12 protein-coding genes are annotated in these 13524 nt (G+C 63.5%); 5 read left to right on the top strand and 7 right to left on the bottom strand.

Annotated elements, in window-relative coordinates; genetic code table 11:
* Positions 1-403: 403 nt before the first annotated feature.
* Entirely contained in the window at positions 404-1615 is a 1212-nt protein-coding gene (gene tyrS / locus XalbCFBP2523_RS14535) for a tyrosine--tRNA ligase (RefSeq protein WP_045765197.1), read from the bottom strand.
* 169 nt (positions 1616-1784) lie between these two features.
* On the opposite strand from tyrS, the gene XalbCFBP2523_RS14530 reads away from it, so the two are divergent.
* Together XalbCFBP2523_RS14530 and XalbCFBP2523_RS14525 are read left to right on the top strand one after the other, a co-directional pair.
* Positions 1785-3236 carry a M23 family metallopeptidase gene (locus XalbCFBP2523_RS14530; RefSeq protein ID WP_045765196.1) on the top strand — a complete coding sequence of 484 codons (1452 nt, stop codon included), beginning with the start codon at positions 1785-1787 and terminating at the stop codon, positions 3234-3236.
* An 87-nt stretch (positions 3237-3323) separates the two neighbouring features.
* Positions 3324-4451: an anhydro-N-acetylmuramic acid kinase gene (locus XalbCFBP2523_RS14525; RefSeq protein ID WP_045765195.1), complete on the top strand. Its 1128-nt coding sequence runs from the start codon at positions 3324-3326 to the stop codon at positions 4449-4451.
* Positions 4452-4472: 21 nt separating this feature from the next.
* Here the strand turns inward: XalbCFBP2523_RS14525 and XalbCFBP2523_RS14520 are convergent, their stop codons facing one another.
* The 3 genes from XalbCFBP2523_RS14520 to XalbCFBP2523_RS14510 all read right to left on the bottom strand — a co-directional run bounded on the left by XalbCFBP2523_RS14520 (position 4473) and on the right by XalbCFBP2523_RS14510 (position 6995).
* Complete coding sequence (locus tag XalbCFBP2523_RS14520) at positions 4473-4700, bottom strand: hypothetical protein (RefSeq protein ID WP_045764231.1); 228 nt, start codon at positions 4698-4700, stop codon at positions 4473-4475.
* A gap of 133 nt (positions 4701-4833) precedes the next feature.
* Positions 4834-6198, bottom strand: a complete 1365-nt coding sequence (locus tag XalbCFBP2523_RS14515; RefSeq protein ID WP_045765194.1) for an AmpG family muropeptide MFS transporter — start codon at positions 6196-6198, stop codon at positions 4834-4836.
* The gene (locus XalbCFBP2523_RS14510) at positions 6195-6995 is read right to left on the bottom strand and encodes an exodeoxyribonuclease III (RefSeq protein WP_045765193.1); all 801 of its coding nucleotides are present in this window, start codon (positions 6993-6995) and stop codon (positions 6195-6197) included. The genes XalbCFBP2523_RS14515 and XalbCFBP2523_RS14510 overlap by 4 nt, the downstream gene beginning before the upstream one ends.
* A 115-nt stretch (positions 6996-7110) precedes the next feature.
* Here XalbCFBP2523_RS14510 and pyrE point away from each other — a divergent pair, with 115 nt between their 5' ends.
* Together pyrE and XalbCFBP2523_RS14500 are read left to right on the top strand one after the other, a co-directional pair.
* The gene (gene pyrE, locus XalbCFBP2523_RS14505; RefSeq protein ID WP_045757621.1) at positions 7111-7761 is read left to right on the top strand and encodes an orotate phosphoribosyltransferase; all 651 of its coding nucleotides are present in this window, start codon (positions 7111-7113) and stop codon (positions 7759-7761) included.
* Positions 7762-7786: 25 nt separating this feature from the next.
* Positions 7787-8473, top strand: a complete 687-nt coding sequence (locus tag XalbCFBP2523_RS14500; protein ID WP_045760388.1) for a hypothetical protein — start codon at positions 7787-7789, stop codon at positions 8471-8473.
* 49 nt (positions 8474-8522) lie between these two features.
* Here the strand turns inward: XalbCFBP2523_RS14500 and XalbCFBP2523_RS17245 are convergent, their stop codons facing one another.
* From XalbCFBP2523_RS17245 to coaBC, 3 genes are read right to left on the bottom strand one after another with little or no spacing between them, the layout of a single operon-like run.
* Complete coding sequence (locus tag XalbCFBP2523_RS17245) at positions 8523-10880, bottom strand: phosphomannomutase/phosphoglucomutase (RefSeq protein ID WP_045765192.1); 2358 nt, start codon at positions 10878-10880, stop codon at positions 8523-8525.
* A 16-nt stretch (positions 10881-10896) separates the two neighbouring features.
* Positions 10897-11367, bottom strand: a complete 471-nt coding sequence (dut, locus tag XalbCFBP2523_RS14490) for a dUTP diphosphatase (protein ID WP_012914932.1) — start codon at positions 11365-11367, stop codon at positions 10897-10899.
* Positions 11364-12650 carry a bifunctional phosphopantothenoylcysteine decarboxylase/phosphopantothenate--cysteine ligase CoaBC gene (gene coaBC / locus XalbCFBP2523_RS14485; RefSeq protein ID WP_230599015.1) on the bottom strand — a complete coding sequence of 429 codons (1287 nt, stop codon included), beginning with the start codon at positions 12648-12650 and terminating at the stop codon, positions 11364-11366. The genes dut and coaBC overlap by 4 nt, the downstream gene beginning before the upstream one ends.
* Before the next feature lie 96 nt (positions 12651-12746).
* Between coaBC and radC the strand changes: the two genes are divergently transcribed.
* Positions 12747-13421, top strand: a complete 675-nt coding sequence (gene radC, locus XalbCFBP2523_RS14480; RefSeq protein WP_012914930.1) for a RadC family protein — start codon at positions 12747-12749, stop codon at positions 13419-13421.
* Positions 13422-13524 lie beyond the last annotated feature (103 nt).

The raw sequence follows: 13524 nt of genomic DNA, 5'->3' as shown, positions 1-13524 counted from the left end.
TCCCTTTTTCGCCCCGACGTTTCCGTCGAAGTAAGCCGCCCATCATAGCGGACTTTTTCTTGCCGTCAACACCTCCGTTCGAGGTTGCTGACCCCGCTTCAGCCTAACCCCACGGGGGCTTCCTCTGAAGCGAGCCGATCATCATAGCGGCTTTTTACACACCGTCAATCCCTCTTAGTGAAGGTTTTAACGCCCCCAACACAAGGCTGTGAAGCCGGTAAGTCAGGGGGAACGAATTATGATCCCAAATCGTCCGCTTGGGAAGGGGTGTGAAACATTTTTTCACTCTCCCTTCGCGGCGGGATCGGATCCGCCCCACTCACCCCGCCATCCATCCGGCTCACTGCGCCACGCAACTCTGCAAACCGCTCGCGTGACAGGCTGCCGGGCTGGAGGGACGCCCTCAGCCAGCGACCAACTGCACCCGTGCGAAGGTACGTTTGCCCACTTGCAGCACGCCCTCGAACCCAGGCGTGAAGCTGTGCTGTGGATCTTCGACCACTTCGCCAGCAACACGCACCGCCCGTTCCTTGAGCTTTCGGGTCGCTTCGGAGTTGCTGGCGGTCAATCCGGCTGCGGTCAGTAGCGCCGCGATCCGCACGCCATCGGCCGGCACCACAAGCTGCTGCAGCGGTAAAACACTGGTATCGCCCTGACCAGTCACCACCGCATGCCAGCCGATGATGGCCTGCTCAGCCGCGACCGCATCATGGAAGCGCGTGGCCAGTTCACGTGCCAGACGCAGCTTCACTTCCCGCGGATGCAGGCTACCCGCCTGCACCTGCTGCCGCAGCATCTGCGCCTCGTTCAAGCCTATGTCGAAGGACAGCAGCTCGATCCAGCGCCACATCAGGTCGTCGCCGATCTTCATGGTCTTGGTCACGATGTCGATCGCCGGTTCGTTGATGCCGATGTAGTTGCCCAGCGACTTGGACATCTTGTTGACCCCGTCCAGCCCCTCCAATAACGGCATGGTCAGCACGATCTGCGCCGGCTGCCCGTAGTGCTCCTGCAGGCCACGCCCCATCAACAGATTGAACTTCTGGTCGGTACCGCCCAGTTCGACATCCGCCTTCAGCGCCACCGAATCGTAGCCCTGCACCAAGGGATAAAGAAATTCGTGGATGGCGATGGACTGCTGGGCCGCATAACGCTTGGTGAAATCATCGCGCTCAAGCATGCGTGCCACGGTGTGCTGGCCGGCCAGGCGGATCATGTCGGCCGCGCTCATCTGCCCGAACCACTCGGAGTTGAAGCGCACTTCGGTACGTGCGCGATCCAGCACCTTGAACACCTGCTCCTCGTAGGTGCGCGCATTGGCGAGCACATCCTCACGGGTCAGCGGCTTGCGGGTGGCGTTCTTGCCGGTCGGATCGCCGATCATCCCGGTGAAGTCACCGATCAGGAAGATGACCTGATGGCCGAGCTGCTGGAACTGACGCAGTTTGTTCAACAGCACCGTATGACCGATGTGCAGATCCGGAGCGGTGGGATCGAAGCCGGCTTTCACGCGCAACGGCCGGCCGCTGCGCAAACGGGCTTCCAACGCTTCCTGTTTGAGGATTTCGTCGGCGCCACGGCCGATCAGGGCAAGGGACTCTTCAATCGCGGACAAAACGGACACTCCAGCCGATGGCATCAAGCAAGATGAATGGTGTTAAAGACGCGTCAAATTGGCGGATTAGCAAAAATCCGAGCCAACTCAATGGTTTGACGCACTGATAAACGATGTTTATGGTAGCCGAGTTTTGAGTCCGCGCTTGGCGGCTCTTGAGGAAAGCTTGATGCACAACCGTGATCAGGAACGCATGCGCCGTCAGCGTTTCAAACAACGTCTCCACGTTCTCCACGGCACGGTGCTACATCGCAAGCTGAAGGAACACCTTCCCAGCGGGCGCTGGACACGTCGCCACTGGATCCACGCCAGCCTGTTCGCCACAATCGGCGCTCTGGTGGCGACCATCGTTCCGGGTTTCTCCAATGCCATCAATGTCCCGCTGCAGACCACGCATGCGACGCTGGCGCTGCCGTTACCGCCGATTTCGCTGGCCCAGCAACAGCAACGCGCAAGCGAGGACAACTGGCAGGTGGTGCGGATTCAGTCCGGCCAGACCTTGGGCGCGGTGTTCGAGCAACTCGGCATTCCCGCAACGGTGATGCAGCGGGTGCTGGAGTATCCTGGTAGCCGCGATGCGCTGACCAAGTTACGGCCCGGCGCGGAGATCGCCTTCAATCTGCCGGAGGCCGGCAATTTGCGCGGCATTCGCTTCGACCGCGATTTCAATCACCGCATGGAACTGTCGCTGCGCGGAGACGACATTCAGGAGAAAGTGACCGAACGCGAGACCAGCACTCACAGTGTGGTCAGCAGCGGCGAGATCACCAGTTCGCTGTACGTGGCCGCGCGCAAGGCGGGGTTGTCGCCCTCGGCGATCGCGACGATGACAGACGAGATATTCAAGTACGACATCGACTTCGATAAGGATCTACAGCCGGGCGATCGCTTCAGTGTGGTCATGGATGAAACGTGGCGCGAAGGCGAACGCATCGACAGCGGCAAGATCCTGGCCGCGACCTTCACCACACGCGGTAAAACCTATACCGGCTTCCGCTTCGAACGCGACGGCAAGCCTGCCGAGTATTTCGATGTCAATGGCCGGCCGTTGAAGAAGAGCTTCATCCGCATGCCGGTGTCCTACAGCCGCATCAGTTCCACCTTCGGTGAGCGCCTGCATCCGGTGCTGGGCACCATGCGCATGCACAAGGGCATCGACTACGCAGCGCCGATGGGCACGCCGATCATGGCTGCCGGCGACGCGCGGGTGCAATTCGTCGGCACCCAGCACGGCTACGGCAACGTGGTGATCCTGGACCACGGCAAGGGTTACAGCACGGTGTACGGTCACATGTCGCGCTTCGGCAGCATCAAGACGGGGCAACACATCAATCAGGGCACCGTGATCGGCTACGTCGGCATGACCGGCATGGCCACCGGCCCGCACCTGCACTACGAATTCCGGGTAGATGGTGTGCAACGCAATCCGGCATCGGTGACGATGCCTCCGCCGACCCCGCTGGCTGGTGCGGAGTTGGCCGCGTTCCGCGCACAGACCTCGCCAGCGCTGGCGCGCATCCAGCGGGTGGAGAAGCTGATCTACGCCGATGCCGAGCCGGCGAAGGCGAAGAAGAAGGTCGTGGCCTCGGCCAAGCCTGCGTCGTCACACGACGCAGGCTAAGCGCAGATACACACTTTCCGCAGCATCGATTGACACGCCGCATCGCTCCGTCCACGTTGCGACGTCGGTCGTCGCCCGATCCCCATCATGTCCAATTCAAACGTCCCCGACGCCCACTTGTTCCTGGGCCTGATGTCCGGCACCAGTGCCGACGGCATCGACGCCGCCCTGGTGCGTTTCAACGCAGCCGGACGCGCTCAGCTGTGCCTGGGCCGCACCTACGTCTGGGCGCCGCGGCAGCGCGCGGCGCTGATCGCACTGGGCGAAGGTGGCGACATCGCATCGCTGGACGCACTCGGTCAGCTCGATGCGGAGGTGGCGATCGCCTTCGCCGACGCAACCCGGCGCCTGCTCGATGAAGCCGGAGTGGCCCCGGCGACGGTTCGCGCAATCGGCTCGCACGGGCAGACCGTGCGCCACCGGCCGCTCGCCGATCCCGCTTTCACCTGGCAACTGGGCGACGGCAACCGCATCGCCGAATTGACCGGCATCGCCACGGTCTGCGATTTCCGCCGCCGCGATGTGGCCGCCGGCGGTCACGGCGCACCGCTGATGCCCGCGTTTCATGCCGCGATGCTGGGTACCACGCACGAGGACCGGGCCGTGCTGAACCTCGGCGGCATCGGCAACCTGACCCTGTTGCCCGCGCACGGCCAGGTCCGTGGCTTCGATACCGGCCCCGCCAACGCACTGCTCGACGCCTGGTGCCAACGCCACTTGGACCAACCCTACGATGCGGGCGGCGTGTTCGCCGCAAGCGGCCAGATCGATGCCGATCTGCTGCAGCGGCTCCTGGGCGATCCCTGGTTCGCGCTAGCGCCGCCCAAGAGCACCGGGCGCGAACACTTCCATCTGCGCTGGCTGGAGGCATACCTCGGCACGGCAACACGCATGCCGGCCGCAGTGCAGGCAACCTTGCTGGAACTGACGGCAACCACCATCGCCGACGCACTGCTGGCACAGCAACCGGCAACGCAGCAACTGCTGGTCTGCGGCGGCGGCGTGCACAATCCGCTACTGCTGGCACGGCTACAGGCGCACCTGCCAGGCATGGAAGTGGCATCGACCCAGAGCTTGGGATTGGATCCGGACTACGTGGAAGCGATGGGGTTCGCCTGGCTGGCGCGACAAACCCTGGCCGGGCTGCCAGGCAACCTGCCTTCGGTCAGCGGCGCGCGCGGGCCGCGCATCCTCGGCGCGATCCATCCGGCGTAATCGCGCTAGATCCGCGACGGCTCATAATCTAACGCCGGACGGCAGCGCACGCAGTGCAGTGATCGCATCGGACAGCGCATCCAATTCCACGCTCTTGAAGCCTTTGCGCAGGTCTTGTTCACTGGCGAACAGGCCCTGCTCGATCAATGCGAGAACCGTCTGGTGCTGCGTCAAACCACGGGCCACGGCGATATGGCCGATGCGCTCGAGCATGAGTGGGTCGATATCGCGCAACAGCAGGTCGGTCATGCAGACTCCCAAGCAGGCGGCGACGCAGACGATGCGTCATCGCGGATCATCCACAATATGCGGCGGACTTTCAATCCGCCGACACGGACACCTGATCACGCCACAACGTCGACAGAACCATCCTCGGACACCATCAGTGAGCCGAGGCTCCCATGTCTCCATTGCTCCGCGACTCGCGCCAGATCAGCCAAATGACCATCGGAAGCGCAACGATGCCAATCGCAGCGGTATAGATAAAAAACGGCGGATACCCCCATACATCAACGATCCTGCCCCACTGACTGGCGATCGACTTGGCAGGCAGACTCCACAGGGTACCGAACAACGCATACTGCGTCGCCGTGTAATGCGGGCTGGTCAGCGATGACATGTAGGCAATGAATGCTGTCCCGGCAATGCCATTGGCCACGTTATCGGCGCTGATCGCAGCCGCCAGCCAAGCGATCCCAGGATGAATGCTGGCGATATACGCATAGATCAGGTTGGCTCCGCTCAGCAGCAATAGACCAATCAGCAACGTGCGGGCGATGCCGTAACGACGGATCAGAAGTCCAGCGAGAAAAGCCCCGCCGATGGTCATCAAGATCCCGTAGACCTTGGAGACCAACGCGATCTGTTCCAGGGTAAACCCCATGTCCAAGTAAAACGTATTGGCCGCGACGCCCATCGTGACGTAGTTGAGTCGGTACGCGACCACCAAGGCGAGCGCGGGGATGCCGGCCTTCCAGCCCATTCGCACGAAGAAATCGACAAACGGACAGACCACGGCACCGATGCACCAGGCCACCATTGCCCTGATCCAGGCAGGCCAGTGCTGCGCACGTAACTGGAATGCCTCCACCAAGGGTTCGACGGAGCGTACCGGACCGCGATTGTTTGCCATCGGCTCCGCAATGCACAGCGTGGTGACCAGGCCGAGCAGGCCGCAAGCCGCCATACTCAGATAGGACGCCTTCCAGCCCAGTTGGGCGGCCACAGTCAGAGCACCAGCACCGGCACAAATCAACGCCACTTGGTAGCCGGTCTGGTAGGCCGCGGCCATCGCGCCTTGCGCATCGGTCTGGGCGGCTTCGATCCGATAGGCATCCACGACAATGTCCTGAGTTGACGCGGCAAAGGCGGTCAAGACAGCAAGCAATGCGAACTCGTGCGTGTTGAACGCTGGATCGACCAGAGCGAGTGCGACAAGACCAGCAACGATGCACCCCTGCGCGAGCAACATCCAGCTACGCCGACGGCCCATCCGCGAAAGGACAGGAAGCGGCAAGCGATCAACGATCGGTGACCAGAAATACTTCAGGGAGTACATCAGTCCGACCAGACTGAAATACCCGATGGTGGTGCGATCAATACCGGCCTGACGCAACCGCGCCGAGAGCGTGGTCAGCACCAATGCGAAGGGCAACCCCGAGGAAAATCCCAGGAATAGCATCGCCCGTACGCGCGGGTTGGCGTATACATCCAGCGAACGCCACCATGTGCCCAATCCCCCGATCACGTGCGGTAGTCCACTGTGAACGGCGCATGGTCGGAGAAGCGCTGTGCGGTGTAGATGGCGCAGCCATGCAGACGTTCGCGCAGGGATGGCGTGACGAACTGATAGTCGATTCGCCAACCAACGTCATTGGCGCGCGCCGCGCCGCGGTTACTCCACCAAGTGTAGTCCTGTCCGTCCGGATGCAGCGCGCGGTAAGCATCGACCCAGCCGCGACCACTGGCCGCGTCGGCGTCTTCGGCGCGGTCCGCGCACAGGCCATTGAGCCAATCGCGCTCGGCCGGCAAGCAACCGGAATTTTTCTGGTTGGACTTCCAGTTCTTGATATCCAACGCCGAACGCACGATGTTCCAGTCGCCGCACAGCACGTAATCGCGGCCGCTGTGCAACCACTGCACCAAGATCGGCCTGAGCCAGTCCATCACCTGGAACTTGTAGTCCTGGCGCACCTCGCCCGAGGAACCGGACGGAATGTAGAAAGACACCACGCTCAACTGGCCGAAGCGTACCTCCAAGTAGCGGCCCTCCTCGTCGAATTCGGGCCAACCCAGCGCGGTGCGCACCTCGTCGGGCTCGCGCTTGCTGTAAATCGCCACGCCGCTATAGCCCTTCTTGGTGCTGGCATCGCGGAACCACACGCGATACCCCTCCGGCAGGAACGCCGGCCCGGCAAGTTGAGGCGCCTGTGCCTTGGTCTCCTGCACACACAACACATCGGCCTGCTGGCCAGCAAACCACTCGAAAAAACCCTTGGTCGCTGCCGAACGCAGGCCGTTGGCGTTGAAACTGACGATACGCATGAAAAAACCGAACCGAGATAACCAGTAGAGCGTACCGCATAATGCGACGCGACACTGTCGGAACCCGCTATGCTCTCACGGCGATGCTATCCCTTCACTTCTGCTCTCAAGTCTCATGACCGACTACCGGCAACGTTTCCTGCAATTGGCCCTGGATGTGGAGGCGCTGCGCTTCGGCGAATTCACGCTGAAGTCCGGGCGCCTCAGCCCCTATTTCTTCAATGCCGGTCGCTTCGATTCGGGCGCCACGATGGCGCAGCTGGCGACTTGCTACGCGGATGCAGCCGACGCAGCCGGGCTCGACTTCGATCTGCTGTTCGGCCCGGCCTACAAAGGCATCCCGCTGGCGACTGCATTGGCCTGCGAGTATGCGCGGCGTGGACGCGATCTGGCGCTAGCATTCAATCGCAAGGAGGCTAAGGCCCACGGCGAGGGCGGCAGCCTGATCGGGGCACCATTGGCCGGACGTCGGGTGCTGATCGTGGACGATGTGATGACCGCCGGCACCGCCATCCGCGAAGCACTGGGCATCATCCGCGCCGCCGGTGGCACACCCGCGGCGATCCTGGTCGCGCTGGACCGCCAGGAGATCGCCACCGAGCAAGACCGCCGTTCCGCGGCGCAGGCGGTGGCGGCCGAATCCGGAATTTCTGTGGTCTCGGTCGCGCATCTGGGCGATTTGCTTGCATTCATCGAGGGAAACGCGGATCTTGCTGGCTTTCACGCATCGTTGTTGGCTTACCGAGCACGCTACGGCTGCGATTGATGATGGCTGACAGCAGGGGGCTGCCATGATGCCGATACACTCACCATGGAGCTGCGCCGTCCCGGCACTGCTGATATTACTTGCACTACCTGCCTCCGCTCAGCAGCAACAGCAGGCGCACGCCAAGAAACTGTACTGTTGGAATCAGAACGGGCAGCGCATGTGCAGCGATGCGCTCCCGCCGGAAGCAGTGAACCAAGCGCGCGACGAATTCAACGCGACCAGCGGCATGCGCAGCGCTGAAGTCGGGCGCGCGTTGAGCAGCGAAGAGCGCGCTGCGGCCGCCGCCGATGCCGCACAGCAACGCGCCGATCAAGCCGCGCTGGAAACCCGCAAGCGTACCGATCAGGCGATGTTGCTGTCGTTCCAGACCGAAGACGAACTGCGCAGAGTGTTCTCCGAACGCGCGGGCATCGTCGACAACAATATCCAGACTTCACGCTACAACGTCGACAGCCTACGCCAGGGCCTGGTGGAGGTACTCGCCAAAGCCGGCGCACAAGAATTGGCCGGGCAGAAAATCGCAAACAATCTCGCCGAAGACGTGCAGCGACGGCATCGCGCGCTAGTGCAACAAATGCGTATACAGAAGGATCTAGAGCAGCAACGACTCAGCTTGGACGAGGAAATCAAAGACACCGTACAGCGCTACCGCGCAGCGAAAGGCAACGGGCCACAGGCCGAGCCCGCAACGGCCCTATCCGGCGGCTGAGCCGCAGACGGCCATCGCCCTGCCGGGCAACGCGTTGGGCGTGCCCGGCTCAAAAGCCGAGCATCGCCGTCGGCAGCGCCGTCTGCAACTGGGCGCGGAACAACGCCTTGACCCGTTCCAGCGCGGTCGCGTTGTCGGCCTCGAAACGTAGCACCAACGCTGGCGTCGTGTTAGATGCGCGCACCAGTCCCCAGCCGTCCGGGAAATCGGCACGCACACCATCGAGTGTCAACAGACGCGCGCCGGCGAACGGCGAACCCTCCTGCTGTGCCTGGATGGCCAACTGCGCAATCAACGCATGCCCATCCTGCCCATCCAGCGGCACCTTGATCTCGGGCGTGGCAATGCTCTCGGGTAACTCCGCCAGCACCTCGGACGGCGACTCTTCGCGCTGCGCCAGGATCTCCAGCAACCGCGCCGCAGCATAAAGGCCATCGTCGAAACCGTACCAACGTTCCTTGAAGAAGAAATGCCCGCTCATTTCGCCTGCCAATTCGGCATCGGTCTCGCGCATCTTCGCCTTGATCAGCGAATGTCCGGTCTTCCACATCAGCGGGCTACCGCCGTTACGCAACACGTAATCCGACAGCTTGCCGGTGCATTTGACGTCGTAGATCACCAACGCGCCAGGATTACGCTGTAGCACATCGGCAGCGAACAGCATCAGCAAGCGGTCGGGATAGATCACCTTGCCGTCATGAGTCACCACGCCAAGCCGGTCGGCGTCGCCGTCGAAAGCCACGCCGAGGTCGGCATCGAAGCGCCGCACCGTCTGCACCAAGTCTTCCAGATTATGCGGATCGCTGGGGTCGGGATGGTGATTGGGAAAGGTACCGTCGACATCGCAGTACAACGGAATCACCTCCGCGCCGATCGCCTCCAGCAACCGCGGCCCCAGTTCGCCACCGACACCGTTGCCGGCATCGACCACCACTTTGAGCGGGCGGTCCAACTGTACGTCGTCGGCGATGCGCTGAACGTAGTCCCGGCCGACGTCACGCTGCTGTAGTCGGCCCGGCTCGGCGGCGGTCGACAAACGGCCCTCGCAGATGCGCGCATGCAGGTCGGCGATGTCCGCACCGGACAGCGTCTGACCGCCGATCACGATCTTGAAACCATTGTAGTCGGCGGGGTTGTGGCTGCCGGTCACCGCCACGCAACTGCCTGCGCGCAAATGGTAGCTGGCGAAGTACACCACCGGGGTCGGCGCAACGCCGATGTCGATGACGGCACAACCGGCACGACGCAAACCTTCGATCAGCGCCGCCGCTAATTCCGGGCCGGACAGGCGACCATCGCGACCGACCACCACCTCGTTGAGTCCCTGTTCCTGCATCATCGTACCGATCGCCTGGCCGATGAGCGCGGCAACCTGTGGGTTGAGGTCGCGACCGACCACACCACGGATGTCATAGGCGCGGAAAATATCGGCCGTCACGGTAGACGCGAGAACCGGCATGGCCGGCGTCAGCTCCGCTGGCGACCGTGACGATGGCGGCGATGGCGGCGATGGCGGCAGCGGCGGCAGCTGCTCCTGGTTTTGCAGGCTCTGCTGCAAGGTTTGCTCTTCGGCCACCACCGCGGCACGACCTGCCCGCGGCGACAAGTATCCGCGTGCGGCCAGCGACAGCAAGATGCGTAACACCACCAGCAGGACGGCGACGAGCAGACACGGCCAAGCGCCCAGCCCAAATGGTCCAGCCTCGGTATCGGGCAAGGCGGCGACCATGCGCAAACCGGTATCGCCGAGTGGGCGCGACAACGCATCGGCACGATTGGACAGCGCGGAATTCCCGGCAGCGATCACATCGTAACTGCCCTGACGCAGCGCCAAGTAGCCGCTATCCGGTACCGTCACCTGCGCGACGGGGTCGGTGAGCAAGCCCAGCGGCAGGCGCAGGTAGACCACGCTGGCCCTCTCCCCCAAGGATACCGGCGCCGCCAAGCCCAACTGCACACCGCCACCATCATGAACCACGCCGCTGGCGACCTTTCCGGTCAACACGGCTTTCTCCAGCAGCGCCAGTCGACCGTAACCGAACCGCGGCGCATCGGCATAGCCGGATTCCAGATCCACCGGCAGCAGTTGTGCATCCTCGACCTGCTTCCAATCCCCGCGCAGGGCCTGGACGACGGCTGCGGCATCGCCACGTGCCAGCGCGGTCTGCACAGCCGGCTGCTGCAAGCATTCGGACAGGCGTTTGCCGGCCCCCGCCAGCACCTGTGTGGTCCGCACCACCGACGCATCGCGCGCTCGTTCCAGCGTCATGGTCACCTGCTCGGCACGCCATTGCCTCACAGCGCTCCAACCGAACCATCCGGCAAGCAGAAACAGCAGAACGGTCAGCAAGGGCGGGACCCTGCTCAAACCTTGCGGCACTGGCCGCGCTTGTAGTACCTCGCTCATCAAAAACGCTCCCCAATCAGCGCACTCCGGTGTGGCCGAATCCACCCGTTCCCCTGGCGCTATCGGCAAAAGTATCTACTACTTGTAGGGCAACGCGCACGACCGGCATCACCACTAACTGCGCGATTCGGTCACCGGGCGCGATGGTGAAGGCTTCGCGGCTGCGGTTCCAGACGCTGATCAGCAGGGGTCCCTGGTAGTCGGCGTCGATCAGGCCGGTACCGTTGCCGAGCACGATGCCGTGGCGATGGCCCAGCCCGGAGCGCGGCAGGACCACCGCGCACAACTGCGGATCGGCGATGTAGATGGAAAGCCCACTTGGGATCAGCGCTGTGTCGCCGGGATCCAGGGTCAACGGCGCCTCGGTCGCCGCGCGCAGGTCCAACCCGGCGCTGGCTTCGGTGGCGTAGTCGGGCAACGGCCAGCTGTCGCCGAAGCGTGGATCGAGCAACTTGACCTGCAGCGGAACGGGCGTGGGAATGCTCATGCGTGCAACCTCTCAGCAATCAGGTCAAGCAATTGTTCGGCCAGTTGCGTCTTGACAACCGCCGGGAAGCTGCGCGCGCCGTGTTGCCAGTATGCGGTGGCGGCGTTCTGGTCGCTCTCGAAACCGTTACCCACCACCCCCACCTGGTTGGCGATGATCAGGTCCAGGTGCTTGTCGGCGAGTTTGCCACGGGCGTAGCGCTCGATGTCATGGGTCTCGGCGGCGAACCCGACCACCAGCTTCAGCGCCTGGGTCTGCGCAGCGACCTCGGCGAGGATGTCAGGTGTGCGGATCAGCTCCAGGATCAACGTATCGCGGTTCTTTTTGATCTTTTCGGTCAACACCTGTTTGGGCGTGTAGTCGGCGACTGCGGCGGTGCCTATGTAGATGTCCGCCGGCAGAGCCCCTAGCACGGCCTGGCGCATCTGCGCCGCCGAACGCACGTCGATGCGCTGCACGCCGTCCGGGGTGGGCAACTGCACCGGGCCACTGACCAGCACCACCTGCGCGCCGCGCCGCACGGCGGCGGCGGCAAGTGCATAGCCCATCTTGCCGCTGCTGCGGTTGCCGAGATAGCGCACCGGATCCAAATCTTCGTAGGTTGGACCAGCACTGATCAACAGACGCAAGCCACGCAATGCGCCATCGCGAGATGTGGTGGACGGGGTCGGGCTACGCGCGGGAATGATCGCCTCCAGCGGCGTGGCGGGCTGCGCAGCAGCATTTCCGATACCGGCCAAGGCCGCAATGATCTGTTGCGGTTCGGCCAGGCGCCCCGGGCCGGATTCGCCCTCAGCCAGCGGTCCATCGTTCGGACCAACCACGTGCGCGCCGCGCTGGCGCAGCGTCGCAACATTGGCCTGGGTCGCAGGATGCAGCCACATCCGATGGTTCATCGCCGGGCAGACGGTCAGCGGTGCGGTGCTGGCCAGACACAGCGTACCCACTAGGTCGTCGGCCAAGCCGTGCGCCAGCCGCGCCAGCAGGTCGGCCGTGGCCGGCGCGACCACCACCTGCTGCGCCCAGCGCGCCAATTCCAGATGGCCCATCGCCTGCTCCGCGCTGCTATCCCACAACGTCGTGCGGGTGATATGGCCGGACAGCGCCTGGAAGCTCAGCGCGGTGACGAACTGCTGCGCACCGGCAGTCATTGCCACCTGCACCTCGGCGCCCACGTCGCGCAGGCGCCGCACCAGTTCCAGCGCCTTGTAGGCGGCGATCCCGCCGCCGACGCACAACAGCACACGTCGCCCCTGCAGGGGCCTCTCAGAAGTCGCGGTCACGTCGGGAATGTCCTACCCATGCAAGAACGATTAGCTTACCCGATGGTTTTTGGCGACCTGATACCATTGCAGCATATCGCCCGGCATCCTGGCGATATGCACATTTCCAACTGGCCCTGCGACGAACGCCCCCGGGAAAAGCTGCTGACACGCGGCCCCCAGGCCCTTTCCGACGCCGAACTGCTAGCGATTTTCCTCGGCTCCGGTCTGCGTGGTCGTGACGCCGTGCAGACCTCGCGCGATCTGCTACAGCAACACGGACCGCTGCGTACACTGCTCGATCGCCCACCCAACGAGCTGCTGCGCCTGCCGGGCCTGGGCCCGGCGCGGGTCTGCAGGCTTTCGGCGGCAATGGAACTTGGCCAACGTCACCTAGCGGCGGAACTGCAGCGGGGCGACACCCTGAACGATCCAAGCGTGGTCGGCCGCTATTTTTCGCAACGGCTGCGCGCACGGCCATACGAGGTCTTCGCGGTGCTTTTCCTGGATACCCGTCACCGTTGGCTGGCGTTCGAGGAACTGTTCCAGGGCACCGTGGACTGGACAGAGGTACACCCGCGCGAAGTAGTGCGACGCGCACTGACGCTCAACGCCGCCGCGATCATCATCGGCCACAATCACCCCTCCGGGAATCCGGAACCCTCCTCTGCCGACTTCGCCGTCACCGAGCGCCTGCGCAAGGCGCTGGACCTGATCGATGTGCGCCTGCTCGACCATTTCATCATTGGCGACGGCATGCCGATCTCGCTGGCATCGCGCGGCTGGATATAAGCTACAGCGCAGCCGCTCCAGCGCGTGGCCTGGATCAAGGTGGCGCCGCTTCGGCTGAGGTCGGGCTGAACCCATTGCAGGCCGGGAAGCGACGGGTCGGGTA

This window comes from Xanthomonas albilineans (assembly GCF_002939705.1).
GTDB lineage: Bacteria > Pseudomonadota > Gammaproteobacteria > Xanthomonadales > Xanthomonadaceae > Xanthomonas_A > Xanthomonas_A albilineans.
Note: the sequence above shows the minus strand (reverse complement) of the source record. Positions and strands in the feature narration are given on the sequence as shown.

Excerpts from the sequence above, each read along its gene's own strand:
- XalbCFBP2523_RS14520 (WP_045764231.1), bottom strand. The coding sequence starts at position 4,700 with ATGACCGACCTGCTGTTGCGCGATATCGACCCACTCATGCTCGAGCGC.
- XalbCFBP2523_RS14530 (WP_045765196.1), top strand. The coding sequence starts at position 1,785 with ATGCACAACCGTGATCAGGAACGCATGCGCCGTCAGCGTTTCAAACAA.
- XalbCFBP2523_RS17245 (WP_045765192.1), bottom strand. The coding sequence starts at position 10,880 with ATGAGCGAGGTACTACAAGCGCGGCCAGTGCCGCAAGGTTTGAGCAGG.
- XalbCFBP2523_RS14500 (WP_045760388.1), top strand. The coding sequence starts at position 7,787 with ATGATGCCGATACACTCACCATGGAGCTGCGCCGTCCCGGCACTGCTG.
- dut (WP_012914932.1), bottom strand. The coding sequence starts at position 11,367 with ATGAGCATTCCCACGCCCGTTCCGCTGCAGGTCAAGTTGCTCGATCCA.
- radC (WP_012914930.1), top strand. The coding sequence starts at position 12,747 with ATGCACATTTCCAACTGGCCCTGCGACGAACGCCCCCGGGAAAAGCTG.
- XalbCFBP2523_RS14525 (WP_045765195.1), top strand. The coding sequence starts at position 3,324 with ATGTCCAATTCAAACGTCCCCGACGCCCACTTGTTCCTGGGCCTGATG.
- XalbCFBP2523_RS14510 (WP_045765193.1), bottom strand. The coding sequence starts at position 6,995 with ATGCGTATCGTCAGTTTCAACGCCAACGGCCTGCGTTCGGCAGCGACC.
- pyrE (WP_045757621.1), top strand. The coding sequence starts at position 7,111 with ATGACCGACTACCGGCAACGTTTCCTGCAATTGGCCCTGGATGTGGAG.